The 22,643-nt window shown below is 40.7% G+C and carries 11 protein-coding genes; 7 read left to right on the forward strand and 4 right to left on the reverse strand.

Going from position 1 to position 22,643, the window contains the following annotated elements; translation table 11 throughout:
* From AC0IWT_RS03115 to ligD, 6 genes are all read left to right on the forward strand, one after another.
* Nucleotides 1–1,992, forward strand: a complete 1,992-nt coding sequence (locus AC0IWT_RS03115) for an OmpA family protein (protein WP_471795939.1) — start codon at nucleotides 1–3, stop codon at nucleotides 1,990–1,992.
* Between the two features lie 341 nt (nucleotides 1,993–2,333).
* Nucleotides 2,334–3,323: a DUF2235 domain-containing protein gene (locus AC0IWT_RS03120; RefSeq protein WP_471795940.1), complete on the forward strand. Its 990-nt coding sequence runs from the start codon at nucleotides 2,334–2,336 to the stop codon at nucleotides 3,321–3,323.
* Between the two features lie 157 nt (nucleotides 3,324–3,480).
* Nucleotides 3,481–3,684: a hypothetical protein gene (locus AC0IWT_RS03125; protein ID WP_471795941.1), complete on the forward strand. Its 204-nt coding sequence runs from the start codon at nucleotides 3,481–3,483 to the stop codon at nucleotides 3,682–3,684.
* Nucleotides 3,685–3,974: 290 nt separating this feature from the next.
* Nucleotides 3,975–9,071: a hypothetical protein gene (locus AC0IWT_RS03130; protein ID WP_471795942.1), complete on the forward strand. Its 5,097-nt coding sequence runs from the start codon at nucleotides 3,975–3,977 to the stop codon at nucleotides 9,069–9,071.
* Between the two features lie 18 nt (nucleotides 9,072–9,089).
* On the forward strand, nucleotides 9,090–13,088 hold the full coding sequence (locus AC0IWT_RS03135; protein WP_471795943.1) for a hypothetical protein: 3,999 nt from the start codon (nucleotides 9,090–9,092) through the stop codon (nucleotides 13,086–13,088).
* 246 nt (nucleotides 13,089–13,334) lie between these two features.
* Complete coding sequence (ligD, locus tag AC0IWT_RS03140) at nucleotides 13,335–16,058, forward strand: DNA ligase D (protein ID WP_471795944.1); 2,724 nt, start codon at nucleotides 13,335–13,337, stop codon at nucleotides 16,056–16,058.
* Nucleotides 16,059–16,109: 51 nt separating this feature from the next.
* On the opposite strand, the gene AC0IWT_RS03145 is transcribed toward ligD, so the two are convergent.
* Nucleotides 16,110–16,697 (reverse strand): DUF4142 domain-containing protein, encoded by a 588-nt coding sequence (locus AC0IWT_RS03145; RefSeq protein ID WP_471795945.1) that lies wholly within the window; start codon nucleotides 16,695–16,697, stop codon nucleotides 16,110–16,112.
* Between the two features lie 180 nt (nucleotides 16,698–16,877).
* Between AC0IWT_RS03145 and AC0IWT_RS03150 the strand changes: the two genes are divergently transcribed.
* Nucleotides 16,878–17,714 carry an aldo/keto reductase gene (locus AC0IWT_RS03150; RefSeq protein ID WP_471795946.1) on the forward strand — a complete coding sequence of 279 codons (837 nt, stop codon included), beginning with the start codon at nucleotides 16,878–16,880 and terminating at the stop codon, nucleotides 17,712–17,714.
* Nucleotides 17,715–17,861: 147 nt separating this feature from the next.
* Here the strand turns inward: AC0IWT_RS03150 and AC0IWT_RS03155 are convergent, their stop codons facing one another.
* The 3 genes from AC0IWT_RS03155 to AC0IWT_RS03165 form a co-directional block, all read right to left on the reverse strand.
* Entirely contained in the window at nucleotides 17,862–18,512 is a 651-nt protein-coding gene (locus tag AC0IWT_RS03155) for a response regulator (protein ID WP_471795947.1), read from the reverse strand.
* Entirely contained in the window at nucleotides 18,505–21,549 is a 3,045-nt protein-coding gene (locus AC0IWT_RS03160; protein WP_471795948.1) for a ligand-binding sensor domain-containing protein, read from the reverse strand. The genes AC0IWT_RS03155 and AC0IWT_RS03160 overlap by 8 nt, the downstream gene beginning before the upstream one ends.
* A gap of 348 nt (nucleotides 21,550–21,897) precedes the next feature.
* Nucleotides 21,898–22,635 carry an MIP/aquaporin family protein gene (locus AC0IWT_RS03165; protein ID WP_471795949.1) on the reverse strand — a complete coding sequence of 246 codons (738 nt, stop codon included), beginning with the start codon at nucleotides 22,633–22,635 and terminating at the stop codon, nucleotides 21,898–21,900.
* Between the last annotated feature and the right edge of the window lie 8 nt (nucleotides 22,636–22,643).

Genomic DNA, 22,643 nt, shown 5'->3' on the forward strand with positions numbered 1-22,643 from the left:
ATGAAAAAATTGATCCTCTTCCTGATTACAATTTCAGCAATATCTGCTGAAGCACAGTATGTTGTTAATTACAAAAAAGTTGCTGATGCTTATTTCCAAAATAGGGATTACTATGCAGCTTCAACTTTCTACAAAAAAGCTTTAAAAATAACTTCAGATAGCTCACAAATTGTTTTGCCATATGGTAATGAAACAAAAAAGGGGAGCGATGATAAAGTGATTGAAGATTACCAGAGTTCACTCTATAACCTGGCTGAAGCCAGCAGGTTGTACCGGGATTTTTCTGAAGCTGAAAAGTATTATTCGATTGCCAGCACGTTTTCCAATCCAAAATACAAAAGGGCAATGTTTTACTATGGTGAAAGTCTGCGGGCAAACAAGAAATTTCCGCAGGCCATAACTTCTTTCGAAAATTTTATCCAGAAAAACAGTTCGGATGAGTTGATAAAACAAGCCAGGCTTGAAGTTCTTTCCTGCAAGTTTGCGGTTAAAGAGATGAAGTATCCAAGGTTGGTGCAAATGAAAAGATTACCAAACGATTTAAATGGGTTAGGTTCTAATTATGCACCTTTTAAAATGGGCAGCGAATTTTATTTTACCTCATCAAGGCCGGTTTCCGTATCAGGAAAACCTGAAGTAGTAAAGGCGGTAAAAGGGGAAACGGTTGTTTCCACCAAAGCGAACCCATTCATTAATAACATCTACCAGGCGAAGAAAAACATCGATGAAGCGGAAGTGGGTGTAAAAAAAGTCGATATTAACTTTCCGAAAGATATGGAGGTTGCCGCAGTTACCTTTAATCCGGAAGGCACCGTAGCTTACTTCACCGCTTGGAGAGAACAAGAAAAGTATGCGATTTACTCCGCATCAAAAGTAAATGAAAAATGGTCTGACCCGCAGCCATTAGGCTTACAGATTAACAGTAAAGATCACAATTCTGCCCAACCTTTTGTAACGAAAGATGGTAAATTTCTGATTTTTTCTTCAGACAGAGCTGGCGGGTTTGGTAAATACGACTTATGGTACGCTGCAATCCGTAACGATGGCTCTGTAGGCAATGTTGTAAATCTGGGTGCCACCGTAAACACCGAAGCGGATGAAAAAGCACCGTACTACAATACCACTACTAAAACGTTAATTTTTAGCAGTAACGGGCGTGTTGGTTTCGGCGGACTTGATTTTTTTGAATCCAAGGGCGATTTGATAAACTGGACTGCACCTAAAAATATGGGCTATCCCTTAAATTCATCAAAAGATGATGTCTATTTCACTGCTGCAAACGATGAAGGCAGCAAAGGTTATATCAGTTCTGACAGGGAGTCTTCATGTTGTTTAGAACTTTTCGAAGTCAAAATAGAATATGTTACCATTTCCGGAACCATTACTGATTGTAAAACAAAAGCAACCTTGAGCGGCGTTTCGGTTAAAATGATTGATCAGGATGTTGAAGATAATTTAGTGACGGATAATTCCGGGCGTTATCAGTTTAAAATTGATCGCCGGAGACCGGTTAAACTAAATTTTGCCAAAGAGAATTATTTCGCATTAAATAAAAGTTACACATACGAAGAAATTGCCAAAGCCGATACGCTGATGAACGTCGATTACTGTCTGAATTCATTCAAAGTAAATGTGCCAATCGTTTTAGATAACATTTATTATGAGTTTAACAGTGCGGAATTAACAGAGCCATCAAAAAAAGTGCTTGATGCCTTAGTTTTAATTATGGAAGATAATCCTGAAATGGAGATAGAACTTGGTGCCCATACAGATGATGTCGGGACGGCAGTTTATAACCAGGATTTATCAGAAAGAAGGGCGAAATCTTGCGTTGATTATTTGGTAAGTAAGAATATAGCGCAAAACAGAATGACATCCAAAGGTTATGGAGAAAGTATCCCTGTTGCGGCGAACAAGTTTAAAAACGGCAAAGATAATCCGGCTGGCCGTGCCAAAAACAGAAGAACAGAATTTAAGGTAACGAAGAAATAGCGTTATCAATCCATAGTTTAGTACGAAAGGCAGGCGCTTTACAGCTCCTGCCTTTTTTAACGTCTGCTGATTTGGTGAAGTATCACCTCGAATCATTATTGCTCTAAAAAGCCCGAAAAGGCTCCGTACCGCCCTTCAAAATAAAGAAGCATCTTTTGGTCGATATCCTCATCGAGCAATTCATAAGCAGCTACGTTTTTTGTTTTTGTTGCAACACGGAACATCGCTGTAGCAAATCACTTTTGTTGCCTGCTTCTTCATTACAAGAAATATTTGGATATAACAGACTGATTACATTAACTTTAGGGTAAAATCATCTAATCATCCTTATTAACTACTCAATGAAAAGAATTATCATTTGCTGCGATGGTACCTGGAATAGTCCCGGAGATACAGAAGACGGCGAGCCCATAAAAACCAATGTTCAAAAACTGTTCGAGGGTGTTTGCAACATCGATGAGCAGGGGATATTCCAGATAAAGCATTACATAGAAGGCGTGGGCACTTCTGGCAGTAAAACCAGGCAGATTTTAGATGGTGCAACGGGTTGGGGTTTAGATCACAACATTATCAGTGCCTATAAATTTTTGGTTTGGAACTATGTTAAAGGCGATGAAATTTATCTATTTGGCTTCAGTCGGGGTGCATACACGGCAAGAAGTGTAGCCGGACTAATTAGAAATTGCGGCATAATAAGAAATGATGATTTAGGCTTGATTAACGAAGCTTATCACCATTACAGAAACAGGGGCGAGGGCGATTGGAGCCCTGACGGTAAAAATGCAAAAGCATTTCGTGCTAAACATAGCGTAGAAACTGCCGTAAAATTTATTGGCGTTTGGGACACAGTAGGCTCTCTAGGCATTCCATTAAGTATTTTTCGGCTATTCAATAGCAACAAATATAAATTTCATGATACTACGCTAAGCAGCTACGTAGATTATGCTTATCATGCGCTGGCGATTGATGAAAAAAGAAAGAGCTTTAAACCAACGCTTTGGTCGCAAAGTAAGAATGCCCACAAGCGTGAAATTCCGCAGGTTATGGAGCAGCGCTGGTTCGCGGGTGTACATTCTAACATTGGTGGCGGTTATCCCGATGCCCGGTTAAACGATATTACACTCAACTGGATAATAGAAAAAGCAGCAGCGGTAGGCTTAGCCATAGATAAGGCTTATTGCGAAACCCATGTTCACCCGAGTATTGATGGTAAATTATACAATTCTTCTGTTTTTCCATTTAATTTATTCGGTCCGGTTTACCGCATAATTAGCTCAAAAGAAAATTATTGTGCAACAATAGATGCTTCAGTAAAAAAAAATGGGCGTTGAATGAAAAATACCGCCCGAAAAATCTGATACACGTTATGCATACGCTCGAGCGAGACGGGCGTTGGCCATAATTTATTTAACAATTGTTAAAAACTTTTGAAATCTTTAAGTGTTTAATTTTCGAGTTTTATAAAACATAACAATTAAACGCCTTAACATGGAAGCTATTTTAACTGATGCTGAGTATAAAAATGTTATCAATCGCATCGCTGCTCTTGCAAACACTATGAGTGAGTTAAACCTTGGTAATAACCTTTCAGAGCTGAATAACTTAAGGCAAATGGCGATTAATTATGAACTTACCAAATATGATTTGACCCTTCGCATCAATCAGGATTACGCTTGGTCGGTGGCAGGTTAAACAACTTGTCGTTTTTATACCTCTCAAATTCTAACGCCCGTTTCCAAAGAATACCGTAAATCGGGTATTCCTTCCTATAGATTTTTATTGCAGATTTACATCGTGTATTTGTATAATTACATTGCAGGATCTTAAATTCAGATTATTGTAGCGGCTTTCTTCTACCAAAGCCCGGTTGTGCGCTTCCTGCTTTTTTGCTTTATCCTTACTTACGGCGGCACATACACGATTGTTTCTTTTTTCATTGCGTTTAATTTTTAATTGGCACTTGTGCCATAATTAATCCTGAAATGGCTAAAACTATCTCATTAAAGAGCCGTGTAACGCTCATACACGATTTAAAAGCACAACCCGAAGTTCATGCGGCAAAGATTGACACTCTTCTAAATCAGATTAAAAAATCTGATGTATCTCCGCTAAGTGTAAGGCCCCTTAAAACGGAAAGCAAAACGCAGATCACCGAGAACATTCGTAAAAGTGTGTTCTTGAGTGATTTTGTAGAATCGAAAATCCCTAAAACTGATAATGAGCAGTTAGTTGTTCGACGGGAAACCCCGTTTTCTGCCTTAAGCAACATTACCATTCCATCCGGTGCTGCTTCGCCCGGTACCGCATTTTCACCACTAGGTGGCCTGGCGTCGCTTGCTTCGGCGTCAAAAACTTTAGGCCCATTCACGGCTAACGATGGGCGTTTGGTGTGGTACGATTTTTTCAACTACGAAAAACTAATACCCGTTTATTTAAATGGTGAAGCAAAACCATTAATGCTGATTCCTGTAAAATTGTCGTTGATTAGCAGGCCAACTGGAACCTATTCGCTTACAAAAGGAAGCATCTGGTTGAGAGCCGATTTATTTGCAGCCGGTGCAGGCAGCTCGAAATACACGGGATTTAAAATCACTTCCGGCAAAATAATTTTTTCGAAGACGACCGCTATCGCTGCTGATTCGATAAAGATTACTCCAGAGATATCTTTTTCACTAGAGTTAAACCTCGACAATGCGTTTACCCCAAAAGGAAATGGTGTTTATGGCGCTGACTCAAGAAATGCGGATATCAAAATGCCAGACCTGTTAACAATGACTTATTCTGCGAAAAAATTCACCATCACAAGAATTGGCGATGCGGGCTGGCAGCTTTACGGCGACCGCAGAAGTTTTACATATACCAATAAACAAGCAACTTTTAGTGCCCCGCTTGATAAGCTTTTAATTCCACTCGATACCGGCAATTTATCATTTAGACCAGTTGATGTAAAGTCTACATTTTTTCAGCTCGATGGCGAATCGTCAGTAAAAGCTTCGTTTTGGTCGTTATCGTTAAACGAACTTGATGTAACTAAACCGTTTTCGATCCGAAATAATGGGGCTCTTGCGCTGTTTTGTAGTCAGGGCCTTAGCTGCAGCTGGCAGGGCATTGATAATCGTTTGCCTGTAGAACTTTTAAGCCCGTTTATTTTTGCAGAACAGGGTTTGTTTCTTATCCACGAACTTAAAGCTGATTTTAAAACAATTGAAGAAAATTATAAGCTTTGGGATATATCAGCAGGGCGAGAAATAAAAGCGGGCTTAAAGCTAAGTTTTAACCGTAAGAAAAAGTTTGATTATACCTGTTTTGAAGAAGGTATTGAGGGGATAGTTGCTCCGGCGGATGCTTACACAGATGCCGATAAGCCTTTACAAGTGGATGGAACTGCGGTAGCGCCAAAAACTAAAGACAGCATTTACTTCAAATACATTTCTGAAGCATTGGCGCAAATGGTGGTTATCGATCAGGATATGCTCTATGAACAAAATGCGGTTACTGAGAATACAGAAAATCTGATTTCTCCCGGAAAATTTAAGGAAATAAAAAAGGCAGATTTAAGATATCGATTTGCTTTGGAGAATGCTTATTTGTTGTGCACGCCTCCTGCAGCGCTGATGCTTATGGGAAGCTGGGATGCTGAAAATGTTATAACTAAAGGCAACCTGACAATTCTCTACGGCTTAACCGACCTCATTCCGACCTTGCCGCATCCCTATACTTCAGAATTTTTGTATCAACCAAGTCGTGCGGCCGCTACTTTTCGCGATGCCGCAACTTATAACCAGAGTATGGCAGGTTTGTTAACCTCAACCTGCGAGTGGGTGCAAAACGAATCTGGTTTGGCTCCTGTACAAGTCGATTTTAAATTGACCTACAATACCGCTCAAACCATTCCGCCAATGATACAAACGCCTGCCAACAGCGGGGCGAATGTACAAGCCGCATCTGCAATGGTTTCAACTGGTGTAATGCATCTCGACAGGATGAATAATTCTGCGATGCTTAGAACACCACGGATTTTTTCTTTACTGGATTTGAGTACCAATTATGATCTGCTCGGCATTTCAATGTCGTTTAATCAGGTAAGGGTTGTCGCCGAAGGCTATGCAAAAGTAAAACAAACGGCGGAGCAGGTGGTTACCATCGAAAAAATGAATTTGCGTTCGCCAATGGCAATGCTAAACGGTTTTACGCTGCCACACATTACCTGGGAACCCTTAATTAACCTTACACCACCGGATGATGGAACATATCCAAAACTTGGCATATTGGGCTTTAGCGATCAGGGTCCGGCAACTGTATTTACGCAGTTGGATAGCAGGGCAATTGACATTGACCCTTTAAAATACATTCAGCGTTTCAGGAGAAACCTGAAGCCTGATGATGTAGTTGCGAATGCAGATGTAACTCCCCTTAATCCCCTGCAAAAGGACGGCAACTTGAGAAGCTCTATATTATTTGCTTTACCAAACGGAAAATTCTCGATTGCAAATCTGGTTCCTTTTAATGCGCAACAAGCAACGGTAAACAGCCGCCACCTGGATTTCATCATGCCTGAGTTCGAGGTTAAGGAAGTAAAGCTTGCGGGAGGCGTGCAATTTCGTCTGGCTGCAAATAAACCACTGGAAGAACTAAACCCGCCAGAGATGCAGGGTATGACCGGGCAAATGCGCAACCTGGTTGATGAATGGGGCAATTCGCTTCCTCAGAGTATTTTGGGTGAAAGCGTACATAAAATTTTTAACCGGAGATTTGGGGAGTCTGGAAGTATTAAAACCGGAATTCCATTAACACACATCGATTTTTCGGGTTATGGAGCGAGTATGTTTAGCAACTGGTTGGCACCGTTATCAAAATTTGCATCCATTGCCCAGGTAAAGTTCGATGTTATGCGTGGACGGCTGTCGCACGAAATTGTACAGGCGGTGAGCATGCTTTATCCCTGGGGAATTTGTGTGGTGCGAACCGTTACTTTTTTCAGGCGCAACAATGCAATAATTTACCGGGAAGACAGCGGCTGGCAGGCAAAAAGTGAAGGTACTTTCGATTTTTCGTTCGAAACCATGGCAGATGCAGCAGGCAATAACGCCAAGTTTGAGAATCCTTACTTTTTTTATCCGGGTTTGGTAGGCGGTTTATTTAATGTCCACAACATCAAAGAAATTGCCGGCGAAACCATAAAAATAGATTACACACCGCAAAACGGTGAGTACTGGAAGTCCAACCCATCCGATTTTGTTCACCGGACGCAAGCTGGAACGCCGGTTCGTGCTGAATTTATTGCAGTTACTTTCGACGCCGATGCGAATCTCGATATAGACGGCAAAGGAACCTACGTTTTGCAAACCGGAAAGCAATTTAAAGGTTACCTCCAATTAGGTCCTGAAGGTGTTCCCGTCCCGCAAAGGGTATTCAGGGAGCTGATGATTAAAGCTCAGAATTCTGTTGGCGGCAATGTAGATTGCGTACTTAATTTAGGGGCGAGCGAACAATCTATCCAGGTTAACCGTGTCGATGTATCGGCTTCTTTCAGAAACAACAATACTAATGAAATAATCTTTGTGGCTGCCGCAAGAGGTTCTGTTCAGTTACCTGCCGATGGGAGCTGGAGTGTAGTCGAGCTCGATAAAACTTCTGGCGATGTGTTACCTCTGGCAAATAAAGGAAGTGTGCCGGTGATACGTGACGGTTTACGCGACCGGGCAAATCCGCTTTTTAAGGTAGCCGGGCCGAAAAGTATTTCTAAAATTGCTTTCCCAGATGCTTTGCTGAACAATGTAACAACTTTCGCCAAAAGATATGGCTTTGTACAAAATACCGGCACACAGAAACTTTTAATGGCCGATCCAAATTACGATATAAACAAGATAGGGTCATTGTTAACCGAGGCGCCGTTACTGGCAGACAGTTTCAGGCTGCTGAATAGTAAAGGCCCGTTTCCCAATTTGAGTAATGCGATTACCATTGAGAATGTTACCACTGCGGTTACTAAGATTCTTCCCAATGGCTTAGCGAAAGAAATTCTGGGCTTTAAGGTGCCAGATAATTTTACTTTCGATGTGATTGGTTCTGAAGGTTCGCCTTTCAGGATGTACATTAAATACAAGAGCGACCCTAAAACAGGGCCTAGCTCGAACACTATGGTAGATTACGTAACGAACTCAGAAGCCGCTTTAGCTAAATGGAAAAACGAGCTGGGCAACATGAGTATCGTGGTAGATTTGGCATCATTTAAATCACTAATGACAATCAGCGGCGATTTTAAAGCGAACGCATCTGTAAACCCTGATTTTGCATCAGGCACAGCGCCCCAGTTAAGGCTTGCAGAGCCGCTCGAGAAGTTATATCAGATTTTGGAGTTTCTTGATAATCTCGACCCAACTCAGCCAGTTGATGCCATTAAGAAAGGCTTAAAGATTGCCATGAGTAATGCAGCCGATAGCTGGGACTACAAATTTAAAGCTTCGAAGGAGATTCCTTTTGTAAAGTTTCCGTTTGACCCTATTAACTATAATTCGCCAACAACGCCTTTAAAACTTGATGCATACTTTAAAATTGGCTGTTACTTTAATCAACCTATAAAAATTCCAAAAACAATTGATCAGGTGATGCCTTCGGCAGGGGCCTTTCTGGAACTTGGTGCCGATTTAAGGGTTATGTGCGTTTCTTTAGCGGCGGCAACAATTTATGCCACAGGCAGGGCAGAGGTTGGCTTAGCTGCCGATTTAAAAAGTTCGCCAACGCTTTATTTTAAATTTGGCTTCGGCGTAGAATTATGTGTTGGTTTGCCTGTAATCGGTAGTGTTGCCGTAATGTATATGGTTGGCGTCGATATGTCTCTAAATACCGAAGAACTTGTTGTAGGCGCATTTATTTATTTTAGAGGTCGGGCAGAGATTTTCGGTGGCATTGTTACCGTAACCATCCAGATTGAAGCGGCAGGTAAAATTCAAAAACCATTAAATGGTGGCCCAACCAGTTGTATTGCAATGTGCACCTTCGCCCTCGACATCAGTATTTTTTGGGTTATCGACATCAATTTCTCAGAAACCTGGGAAGAAACACGTCAGATTGCTTAAGGCTTTATCTTAATTATTATGGAACCAAATCTATGTATTTTAACCTTCCCTCAATATTATAAAAACGGAAGAATTACTTTCAATATCGTTATCATTCCAAGAAATTTAAATCCTTTATTGCCATTGCAGGCAGGCTTACCGGCATTTGCAGATGCAAAAATTTTAGTTAAGGCTATGGTAATAAACAGTTTGGAAGGTTTGCCATTGTCGGGCAGTGCGGTTCAATCATCTTCGCTAATCATCGAAGATCAGATTACATCAAGCCGGGAAGTTTGGGAAGCCTTAAAAGTGCAGATGGAGGCAAGCGATGGCATGAAAATAACTGATGCAGAATCGGCGAAAAGCGAACAAAGGTCTGCTCATGCGATTGATAAGTACAAAAACGTATCAATAAAAAAATATTTGCCTGAGAGTTACAGAGCTTCTTTTAATTATGTGCGGGCGAGGAGTAAGTATGCGTTAACAGGTGACGAGTATAGTTGCGCTGTTAAAAATAAAAATCCAGAAAATACTGATACAGGCTCGCATAGAGATGCACTTTCCTGGGGGAAAGTAATTGCCCTTTGTTTGCGCAACCCGGCTTTGGCACAAAAAGCAGGCTTAATTTATAAAGCCTCCATCGCAGTAAACGATCCTGCGGGCTTATTTGAAAAAGGGGGTTGGCTTTATTGTGGATTTGCTTCGGGCAGCCCTTTTGAAGGGCTTGACGACATGAAGTATGCAGCAAGAATACCTGCATTGAAAGGGCTGGAAGAGCGAATTTTGTTTTCTGCAGTTCAATTCCCGGTTTCAGCTGTAGCGAACAACAGCATTGGTTACGATGAAGTTTTGCGGGATGCGATTGTATATGATGATGGCTTTGCCAAAATTGTTCATGCAAATCAGCCTGTAAACCAAGATTTGCTTCAGGAAAAGGATAATTCAAATCCGCCTTTAAAAGATATCGGAATCCGTTTAGGATGGGACGATGAGCAAATTGCCGTTTGGTATAATCGGCAAATGCTTAAAAAAGAAGAGCAGACTGACGCACCGGTGGATACGCCGCTAGGCGTTTTCGGCTATAAGGTGGATGTTAGAAAAAAAGGCGACGAACTCTGGCTTTCTCAAAACAGCCTCGTGCTTCAACAAAATACGGCTCTAAAAAACGGCCAGTTAGTGATTTCTAAGGCTGGCGAAATTATCGAACCAGGAATTGAAATACACCCTGCTGCACATGGAGATTCGCAGGGCTCGGGCTTTTGGTTGCCAATGTACTTTAGCAGTTGGATTGGCAAACCGGTTACAATTGCCGATAAAGAAGCTGAAGATATTAATATGCTCCGGCCGGATAAGATGATTGAACCCCGCCCGGGAATCAAAAATTCGATAAATTCAATTCCGAAAAGAACTTTCCATCCTTACCTTGCCGACCCCGCTAACGCTTTGGCCCTTGTTTATGGCAATGATTATCAGTTTAGGGTTAGGTTAATGGATATCTCCGGTGGCGGCCCACCAGCGGCTGCAAAAGCATTAAACGGTGGAGAAAAGCCTGTAGCAGATTTGCATTTTAAAAGGCATATTGCTGCCGGCGCTTTAAAAATTCTCAATATTAATGATGTTTTTGACAAACTTCCTGCAAAAGAAGTTAAGCCAATTATCGACACCAGTATTCTTCAAAATCTTATCACTGCAGACCATCCGGTTTTAAAAATTAAAAGACCATTGCTGGGCTACCCGGCAGTTGTATTTACCGGAAAATATACTGATGCAGTTGGCAAATTGAGCGCCATCTTAAACGATTTACCGACCGGCGAGAGAAAATCTGTCGACATTGGTTTGTGTGACCCAGACGTTGATTGTTTGAAAGTTAGGGTAGAGGTTAAAAGTCTTGAAATGGATAATGGCCGTTCAGAAAACGGCAAGGAATCGTTCATCATCTTATATGAGAAAAAGTTTGCTTTCGAGGCAGCTGAAAATAACTACGACCAGGAGTTTCCGGTAACAGTTGTTTACAAGGAGTACGATGTCGTCGATTTTACCGGGGCATTTGATGATACAGGAAGCGAAAGTGAATTGGTTTTGCCAACTTCCAGACACATCCGCTTAACTTTTACACCAATTATTTCTGCTGCCAATAATGACTACGCCGACTCAAGTATCTTGGAAGGTAAAAAGCTTATCTTAACTGCCTATCAGGCATCTAAAACTGAATTAAATCTACTCTCGAAAATTGATGGTGGTTTTAAGGCGCTTTATCTTCAGCCAGAAAACGCTGTTGACCAAAACCAGGTTAAAGTATACAAAACAATGGTTACGCTTAATTTGGTTAAAAGCAGCACGCCTGTAGAATTGAGTCGCCTCGCTGATGCATTTAACCTGATTGCGCACAATTTAACGCTTGAAGGCGAAAAAGGCAAGCGCCTGCAGTTTGGATGTTCAAAAATGTTGCGGCATTCACTGGCTCCCGATTCCTCATCGATTTCATTTTCATCGCTTGGCGAACTTTTTAACCACTGGATGATAGGTGTAAACTTCTCTCTAAACCGGGATTGGGCCTGGGATGGGTTGGAACGCGAAAGCTTCTCCGTTTTTCGTAAATGGAAAAGAAAAGGAGATATAAATTTTAGTGAGGAAGTGCTCGCCGGAACAATCAACGTTTCAAATACGGTGGCAATTAATGCACTAAGCGATCCGGAACGGAGCTATTCGAGGTTGCTGTTTTTAGATGCATTTGATCCAAAAGAAGCTGCAACACCATTTCCTGCCGAAATTATTTTGAGTTACAGAATTGAAACTCATTTTAAGAGAGATGGCCGTCCGGCACGTGCAGATCTCGATATAACCGACCAGGAATTGCATTTGCCGGTAACGATAATTCCTGCGCAGATTCCAAAACTGATATCAGCAGGGATTGCCCTTTCACCCTATATCGCCGACGAACAGAAATACGCCTCTACAGAGTCGAGACAGCGGTTTTTATGGTTGGAAATGGATACTCCGCCAATTGATCCGAACGACACTTATTTTGCCAGGGTACTTTCGAACGCACCAGACCCTTTACTGAGTCTGGTTACGCAGAAGTTAATGACCTACGACCCAGTTGACCCGCCATTGAACATCAACGATGAAAAAGTAAGAGCGATTGTTGCGGGCATGGATAATGATTTTGCTGGTATGGGTGCGATGCAGGAAATGCTTAAAGGCGATGATGCTTCCGGTAAATCGAATTTTTATATGCTGCCGCTGCCTCCCGGATTAAATGCCGACAGTGATGAACTGTTTGGTTTTTTCAGTTATGAAATTCGGGTGGGACACAGTAAAGATTTATGGAGTACAGCCCATGCAAGATACGGCCGACCCCTGAAAGTAAACGGCGTGCAACATCCGGCTCCAAACTTGAATTGTAACGTGTTCAGAAGGAAAATACCAGTCTTTTCTAGAAGCATAAAAGAGAAAGTGCTGACCAGCAGAGGCGAAAAGATCAGTAAGATTCCATCGCGATTGGTGACAACTGCTCCGGTTAAAACTACATTTTTAAATGAAATTGTAATCACCGCACCCTTTGCAACTGCCGTCCTCAATGGAGAAAACGTGACTGCAAATCCACCGCAAACATCGCTTTGGTATATGCTTTATACTCAAGTCCGTCAGGCAGATGGGGCGTCATACCGAAACCTTTTATTAAGTTCAGGCAACATGGCATATGTTCCACCGAAACGTAGGGTTTTAGGAAAAAATGAACTTGCCTTAAAAAGTGAAGGAACTAAAACGGGCATTGCAGTTTTGAAGTTGGAAGAGGTACAACAAAAACTTTCAGAATTAGGCCTATCAGCTGAAAGCAGTTTGAGTGTGCTTTGCGTTGAAATGTTTCCTATGGAAAATATGTGGCAAACTGAAGATGCAAAAAATCGTGCCCTGGCTGAAAGCGCTGCGGCCCGGCAACTTCTAAACCCGCTTACTACGGGTTTGGGATCGTACCGAATTTATCGAACGTCTGCATTAGTGCCTGTTGCTGATGTTTGCTGCGATGATTGTTAAACAACTTAGGAGCCCGCGTAACGGGCGCCAGGTTAGCTTCGGGCCATTATTTACCAGCAAACGACACAAGTAATTTAAGCTGCATGAACGATAGTAGCTACGAGGGTGTTTCTCTATACTCCAACGCTTCATAATCTGGTAAAGGTAATTGCATATAGCGACCGTATTTTTTCACAGCTTCGCTTTAATTCACGCTCAAAACCTTTTTTGTGAAAATACTGTTTTACAAAGAAAAACAGAACAGTTATGAGTCTTGAAAAGTATGTGGCCAAACGAGATTTTTCGAAAACGAAAGAGCCAAAAACCGGCAGAAGCGTCGACAAAGAAAAACTTCATTTCGTTATTCAGAAACATGATGCTTCAAGGCTTCATTACGATTTCCGGCTCGAAATGCGGGGTGTTTTAAAAAGCTGGGCTGTTCCGAAAGGGCCATCTACCGACCCAAAAACAAAACGTCTGGCCATGATGGTCGAGGATCATCCATATGATTATAAAGATTTTGAAGGAATTATACCTAAGGGCGAATACGGTGGTGGAACCGTAATCGTTTGGGATGAAGGAACATATGAACCAATAGAGGAGATTGAAGGAAAAAAAGCTCAGGAAAAGCATCTAATTCATCAACTGAAAGAAGGTTCGCTGAAAATTAAGCTAAAAGGGAAGAAGCTTAAGGGCGAATTTGCCTTGGTTAAAACGCATGGCATGGGCGAGAATGGCTGGCTGCTGATAAAACATAAAGATGAATTTGCTTCGGTTAAAGATATAACTAAGGAAGACAAATCGGTTTTGTCTGGAAAGACCATTGAAACGATGGAACACACATCTGAAAAGGTTTGGAAAGAGGGGCACGAAGAAAAGATCAAGCCTGTGAAAAAATCGAAAACCAAAAAAGAAACTACTCCGGATAAACTTGAAAAAAAAATTGAAGCAGATGAACCGGACGATGATTACAATATCGAAACGGCTCTAAAGAAAATAAAGAAGTCTGCTATTCCGGAGGGGATGAAGCCAATGCTGGCAACTTTGGTGGATGAACCTTTCGATAACCCCGAATGGCAATATGAAGTTAAATGGGATGGTTACCGGGCCCTTGCCTTTGTAAATAAAGGCAATGTTGACCTGCTGTCGAGGAACAATAAATCCTTCAACGATAAGTTTTATCCCATTTATGAATTGCTCAAAACCTGGAAAATTGACGCTGTTGTTGATGGTGAAGTTTTGGTGTTAAATGATAAAGGCGTTTCAAATTTTGGTGCTTTACAAAACTGGCGCAGCGAAGCTGATGGAGAACTTGTATTTTATGTTTTTGATTTGCTTTGGTACAACGGTAAAAATTTGATGGATTTGCCTTTAAGTGAACGACAGGCCATTTTGCAACAGGTTTTGCCAGCTGATGATGACCGCATACGAATCAGTAAGGTTTTCAAAGCAAGCGGTATCGACTTCTTTGCAGCCGCTGAAAAGATGGGTTTAGAAGGTATTATCGCGAAGAAATCAGACAGCCTTTATAGCCCGAACCGACGCTCTAAAGACTGGTTGAAAATTAAGGTTCATAAACGGCAGGAAGTAATAATAGTCGGTTTTACAAAAAATGAAGACACTTCCAAATCATTCAGCTCGTTACTGCTTGGCGTTTATGAAAATAAGGTGCTGCAATATGTTGGCAAAGTTGGAACCGGTTTTTCTGATAAACTCCAGAAAACGATGATGGCTCAGTTTAAGCCGTTGATAATTGATAAAAGCCCGTTTGATGACATTCCTGACATAAACAAGCCATCGCGTTTTCGTCGGAACCCGCCGAAAGCTAAAGCGACCTGGTTAAAACCTGAGCTGGTTTGTGAAGTTGCCTTTACAGAAGTGACAGACGATGGGGTATTTCGACACCCTTCATTTCAAGGGATGCGTGAAGATAAAAAGGCTAAAGATGTTGTAAGGGAACAGGAGGTGGAAACCGAAGCAATAGTGGAAGGGGATAAGGATGAGCAGAAACATGACAACCACGCCCAGGCAATAAAACCACCAAAAGGTAAAGAACCAAAAACCCTGCTTAACCCGAAAGATGAAACCCAGGTTAGGAAACTGAATGGGCATGAATTAAAATTTACGAATCTAAGCAAAATATACTGGCCTGAAGATAAGGTAACTAAGCGTGATATGTTTAATTATTACTATCAGGTAGCCGATTACATATTACCGTATTTAAAGGATAGACCACAATCATTAAATCGTTTTCCCGGAGGCATACACGGACCGAGTTTTTATCAAAAGGATGTTAAAGGAAAAGCTCCCGATTGGGCGCAAACATTTCCCTATGAAAATGGGGAAGGAGAAAAGAAAGAATACCTGGTTGGTACCAACGTTGATAGTTTGCTTTGGATGGCTTCACTAGGTTGCATTGAAATGAATCCGTGGTTTAGTAGGGTGCAAAGCCCGGATAACCCTGATTATTGTGTTATCGACCTTGACCCCGACAAGCAGAGTTTCGACCAGGTTGTAGAAGCGGCGCTAGAAGTGAAAAAAGTGCTGGATGCGATAGATGTGCCTTGCTATCCAAAGACTTCTGGTTCTACGGGGATTCATATTTACATCCCTTTGGATGCGAAATACAGCTACGACCAAAGCCAGATGTTCGCGAAGATTATTGTTACATTGGTTAACAAGCAAATTCCTGATTACACTTCGCTTGAGCGGATGATTTCTGCAAGGAAAGGGAAAATGTACCTTGATTTTTTACAGAACAGACCAGGAGCCACTATTGCGGGGCCGTATTCTTTAAGGCCAAAACCTGGGGCAACAGTTTCTATGCCACTACACTGGGACGAGGTTAAACCTGGACTAAAAATGAGCGACTTCAATATCACTAACGCAGTGGACCGGTTGCGGTCGGAAGGGGATTTGTTTAAAGGCGTTTTAGGAAAAGGCATCGACCTTAAAAAGGCAATTGATAAAGCAAAGCAAATTTTTGGGTAAAATAAAAGCCCTTTCTGAACAGAAAGGGCTTTTAAGCATTTTCACGAAACACTATTTCATGCTATCGTGAATTTTATTAATCATATCCAAATGTGCCTGAACAATAGGTGCTGTTTTCGCAGCAAAAGCTTTTAATTCCGCATCCTTGCCATCTTTTGCTTCATCCTGCATTAATTTCAGCGTTTTTTTATGGCCATCCACCATTGCGTCTACATAATCTTTGTCGAAATCTTTGCCGGTTTTCTTACTTAAATCATCGGCTTTTTTCTTGTGCTCCGCATCAACATCAGCAGGCAATGTAATATTTTTTGTTGCTGCTATCGACATTAGTTCCTCGTTTGCTTTTCCATGGTCGTTAACCATCATGTTTGCAAACTCTTTAACTGAAGCATTTGTGGTTTTTTCAAGGGCAAGTTTTCCCAAAGCCACTTCTGCCAATCCTCCGTTAGCTGCATCGGTAGCAAACTTAGCATCTGCCTCTTCAACTGCAATTCCGCCTGTGCTGGCTGTGTTGGTTGTTGTGTCTTTGCTTTTGTTAATGCTATCTGCATTTTCCTTAGCATCTTTAGAACCGCTGTTACATGCCTGAAACGCCAATAATGAAGTGGCAAGCATGCCTGTGTACAATAATTTTTTCATAGGATTTTGTCGTTTTTTCTTTTTACAACAAACATTGGGGCAATATGGTTTTGCAAAGTTATCTTTAACAGACACTTAGGGAATTTGTTAAATTTTTATCACAAAAAGTTAAGCGTTAAACAATACCAATAGTCCTTCGTTTATTGCAGTACAATTAAATGTCGTAGTAATAATTTAGTTATGATGAACATACAAAAGACTTTCAAAATTGGCGATTTAGAGATCAATCGCCTAGGATATGGTGCCATGCAGTTAACCGGAAATGGTGTTTTTGGCGAAGTAGCCGATAGAGCTAATGCGGTTAAAGTTTTACAGGCAGCAGTTGCGGGCGGGGTAAACTTTATTGATACAGCAGAGGCTTATGGTCCAAAACTGAACGAATCTTTAATCGCTGATGCGTTATTTCCTTACAAACAGGATTTGGTAATCGCAACCAAAGGAGGTTTTGACCGCCCCGGTCCAAATAATTGGGTACCAAACGGTTCAGCAAAAAACATAGAAGAGAATATCAATGGAAGTTTAGAGCGGTTGAAAGTTGATACAATAGATTTGTGGCAGTTGCATAGAATAGACCCGAAAATCAATATTCATGAGACGCTGCAACCAGTTTTAAAAGCAGTTGAAGCAGGTAAAATACGATATGTTGGCTTGTCCGAAGTTTCTGTTGAGCAAATTAAGGAGGTTCAGGAAATTTTGCCAGTCGCTTCTGTACAAAACCTTTATAACCTTGGAAACCGGCAATGGGAAAACGTTTTAGACTATACCACTGCACAAGGCATGGGTTTCATTCCCTGGTTTCCACTCGCCTCAGGACCATCGAAGTTGGAAGACAAGATTAAAATGATTGCTGAGAAACATCATGCAACCACTGCACAGATTGCTCTGGCATGGCTTTTAAGGCGGGCAGAAAATATTTTGTTGATTCCGGGAACAAAATCGGTAGAACATTTGTCAGAAAACTTGAAAGCTGTAGATATTCAGTTATCTGATGAGGATTTTGACACACTTTCAAAATAAGCCGTTTGTTATCCTTCGTGATTTCAATAAAGCAGGCTGTACATTCAAGTTTACAAAATTGAGGGTAATCATCTGATTACCCTTTTTTCGTACCAGCTGTTTTGGTTTTTATTAATAGAGTAGCGAAGAGTTATGCGTCGTTTGTCGTTAATCTAAACCCAGGAAAATTTTATTTTCTATTGCATATCTTACCAGAGATGCAGTGTTGTTGAGTCCTAACTTATAAAGTATATTTTTTCTGTGGGTATCAACGGTTCTAACACTCAAAAACAGGATATCCGCAATCTCGCCATTGGTGTTTCCATCGGTAATTAATTTTACTATTTCTATTTCTCTGGTTGATAATACTTTTTGCGATTGCTTTTTCAGATTAAACCGGTCCTTTGCCAGAAATTCTTCTAAAACGTCTTCAATTTCAGTACTCACAAAGTATCTTCCTTTCACAACTTCATCAATGGCCTGGAAAAGTGTTTTGTCGTCAGTATTTTTAAAAAGGTACGAATTTGCGCCTGCTTCGAGCATGTTTAAAACACTTTTCCGTTCGGCAGACATTGAGAGTACAATGACCTTAACCTCGGGGAAATCGCTTTTTAAAATTTGCAAAGTTTGATAGCCGTTCATCATGGGCATATTAATGTCGAGCAGAATCACATCAGGTCTGTCATTTTTTACCACTTCGAGCGCTTCTAATCCGTTGTTTGCGGTGGCGATAATGTTGAAATCGGGGCGCACGGCAAGGATGAGTTTCAGGCCATTTATCATCATGTTATGATCGTCTGCAATGAGTATCTTAACCATCAGTTTTCGGTTTATTTTTCTGTTTAAGGTAAATTGTAATTGTTGCGGCGACACCTCTTCCAGGTTGGGTATCTATATCAATATTTGCCTTTATCGCCTGTATATGTGCTTCGATATTTGATAAGCCATAGCCTCTTTTCACGGCGGGGTAGTCGAATCCTTTTCCATCATCTTCATACAGCAGAATGAATTTGTCATCTCGGTTAACGATAGAAATGTAAATATTTTTTGCCTCCGCATGCTTTACTGTATTATTGATAAGTTCCTGGCAAATTCTGTATATGGCGTACTGTTGTGCATTTTTAAGGATGGCACTAAAACCCACGTTATCTAGGTGGATTTTAATTATATCCAAACGGTTAATCGTGTTCGCCAAATCCTGCAGGGCAGGTATCAAACCGTTTTCATCGAGCGTTTTAGGACTTAAATTTATCAAGGTATTACGCAAAACCTGCAGCGCCTGATCTATATATTGAACCGACAAACTTCTCAATTCCCCACCCGAAATCATTTTATTTATGTCGCCTGCGAGAAGGTAGTGTTTCAGGGACGATAATTTCAATCCCAGGTCATCATGCAAATCATCAGCGATTCTTTTGCGATCATCTTTTTGAAAGCTAATCATTTGCCGTAACTGCAAGGCCTGCATATGTTTAAGCCAACGTAAATAAAGAATTAGGATAATAATTCCCAACAAAATCATGGTGATGCAGGCAACCGTAATAAACCACCACTTTTGCCAAAACGGTGCATTGATGTGTATTGATATAACAGTTTTGTTTTTGCTTAATACATCTGTCAGTTCAAATGTATAATTTCCCGATGGCATGTTGGGAAACCTCAATTCGCCATTTCCTTTTGTTGTAACCGCCCTGTTTTCGTAGCCTGTCATTTTGTAGGTAATCTCCCTTTGAGCAGGATTTACAAAATCCATAGAGCTAAAGCCAATTGTAATTGTATTTTGATTGTGGCTCAGGTTTAGCAGGCTTGTTGACAGCGAATTATCTGCACTTTTGTAAGCTTTATCATTAACTTTTAGTGAAACAATTTGTGGACAGCTACCACTTTTAAATTGGGTTGCATTATCCGGGTTGATAACATTAATGCCGTTTAAACCTCCTATAGCAATTTTATTGTTTGGCAAAGTTGCGACACTACCAACATTAAAAACCATACTTTGTAAACCATCGGCAACTGTATACCTTATGGATTTTTGAGTACGGGTATCGTAAAAATACAGTCCGTTATTTGTACCAACCCAAAGATTACCGTTTTTGTCTGCAACAAGGCTTGAGCAGTTGGCATCTATTAAAATTTTTTCGCTTGTGCGGCTACCGCCAACGTTAAACTTTAAAAGGCCCGAACTTGTGGCCAGGAACAGATCATTTCCAAGCATTAAACAACTGTTTGTTGCAAAAGGAACTCTGCCAACTTCTTTAACGTAGCTAAATTTATTGTTTTTGAAACTGTAAAGGTATAGCGCTGTGTAATAGGTTTGAACCAGAAATTCTTCGTCAGTCAGTTTTATAACCTGCTGTACATTGTTCCAGGGCAGGCTACGGTTTACCTCGCTAATCAGGTCGAAAAAAATTAAGCCATTTTCGGTTATAATCACCTTTGCGACACCAAATTCAGTAGCGGCGAGTAAAGTATCTTTATCAAATTGTATAAATTGATGAACGTTTGCTTTCCCCTTAAACTGGTTACTGAAACTTACGGTAAGCCTTCTGAAATTCTTATATTTTGCTGTGAATAAATAATACTCCCCATTGTTGCTCTCCAGTAGAACGTTTTGGTCTTTTAATTTTATCAGCTTATTTACGCCAATACCGGTTAATTCTGTTCTTATTAGTCGGGAAAGGTCGGCTGTGTAAACCTTAATTACTGAGCTTTTTGTTCCACACCACACTTCAACGTTAGAATAATTGAGAATAGATGTGATGTCATTATCAGGACTTTCTTCTTTGGAAACATACCTTGGAAATATAACCTGGTCAAGATTTGTATAATCTAAACCATATTTATCAACACTTAAAAAGAGGTTATTTTTCTTGTCGATTAAAATTCTCCTGATATAATTAGCCGAAATGCTATTCGGGTCGCTCGCCGAATGTTTAAATTGCCTGATAAATTTCCTGGCCGATAAATCAAACAGTAACAAACCACTACCATTCGTACCGACTAAAAGCCATGGTTTGCCCGGATATTTTGCAACTGCGGTACCCCTAAATTTCTTGTCATTAAAAAGTTCAAAAATTTTGAAATTCTTTGTTTTAGGATTCAGTTCTATCAAGCCTTTATCTCCGGCTAACCAAAGTGTAGAGTCTGATTGGCTGTAAACGTCTTCGATGTGGCTCACAACAGGCGATTTTTCAGCCGACATAAAAAAATCTGTCGCTGAAATTTCTTTTCCGCCTTGGATTTTATTAATGTAAATTCCCTTTACGCCCCTGCTGATAAACTGCTTAAGTTCCTGATAAAAGGGTTTATTCACAAACTGAAAACCATTCGAGTAATCTGTTATTTTAACGAGTTTATCTGCTTTAGCGTGATACTTATATACTTCCCCGGCGAGGTAAACCCATAGGGCATCCTGGTTATCAATGTAGAACGGAAATGAATAATAATTTTGTTTGAGTTTATCAAGCTTGAATCTATACAGGCTAAAAGCATCTGTTTTTTTATCGTATTTAACGAGGTTGCTTTGCGATCCGATGATTAAGCTTCCGTCTTTATCTTCAATTATTTTAGTGATGTAATTTCCGGGTGATGTGTTGTTTTTTGCTGATTGCTTCTTATACGCTATACAGTTTGTTCCATCAAAGCGGTTGAGGCCGTTCTCTGTCCCAATCCATAAAAAACCATCCTTATCCAAATGCAAGGCCCGGACGGTTGGGTCGCTTAAACCATTTTCTTGAGTAAGGTGTTTAAAGAGCAGCGTTTTATTTGTTTGAGCCAGGAGGGTTTGCTCTGAAAAAATAAGCAGCAGGGAAAGGCAGATCGAGCTTCGGATGTGAAGAAATACTAAGTTTTGCATAATCTGCCGGAGATGATTAATCCGCTAAATGTAATAAAAACATTTTTGCAATTATTTACAACCTGCTAAAATTCAGCAACTAAGCAGTATTTAATTTTGAAGTCGAATTTAATAATCTTTAAGAGGCAAAAAAAAAGGATGGGCTAAAAGCCCATCCCATATCTAAACCCAAACATGCGCTCAAACATGAATGAATTAACTAATAACAAATGTATTAAATAATGGTTTCAAGATTATGTTGACTGGGTAAAAAAATATCAAGTGCGTATTATTTTACAACACTAGGTCATTTTGTTGAGAGTCATGTGTTGTTTTGCCTAAATCTTTAGCTCATCAATATAACCAAGTTTAATATTTAAAGTTTAATGCCAGGTAGAGTAGTGCGGCTAGTGTTGCGCCTACAATCGGCCCAACAATTGGAACCCAGGCGTAAGACCAATCGCTGCTACCTTTGCCCTTCATCGGGATGATGCTGTGAATAATCCTCGGTCCTAAATCTCTCACCGGATTTATTGCATAACCTGTCGTTCCGCCAAGTCCTAAACCAATTACCCAAACTAAAAATGCAACAGGTAAAGCTCCGATAGAACCCAAACCAATTGGCGTTTTGTCTGTACCCATCTCTGCATTTGTGAAATAAAAAATTACAAAAATGAGTACGAATGTTCCGATAATTTCTGAAATTAAGTTAGATGTTAAATTTCTTATAGCTGGCGAAGTTGCGAAGGGGGCAGCTTTCAAACCTTTATCATCCGTGATATTAAAGTGGTCTTTATAGATAATCCACACCAAAAAGGAGCCAGTCATAGCCCCGCATAGTTGTGCGAGTATGTAATAAGGAACTTTTACCCAGGCAAATTTTTGAGTAATTGCAAGCGCAATGGTTACCGCAGGGTTAAGGTGTGCGCCACTATATGGTGCCGCAATTACAACGCCAACGAAAACGGCCAACGCCCAGGCGGTGGTGATTACTATCCAACCGCTGTCATTTCCTTTAGTTCCTTTAAGTACAACATTGGCAACAACGCCGTTTCCGAGAAGAATTATCAACGCTGTGCCGATAAATTCTGCAACAAATTCTGTCATTTTATATT

The sequence above is a fragment of the Pedobacter sp. AC464 genome, from assembly GCF_979253075.1.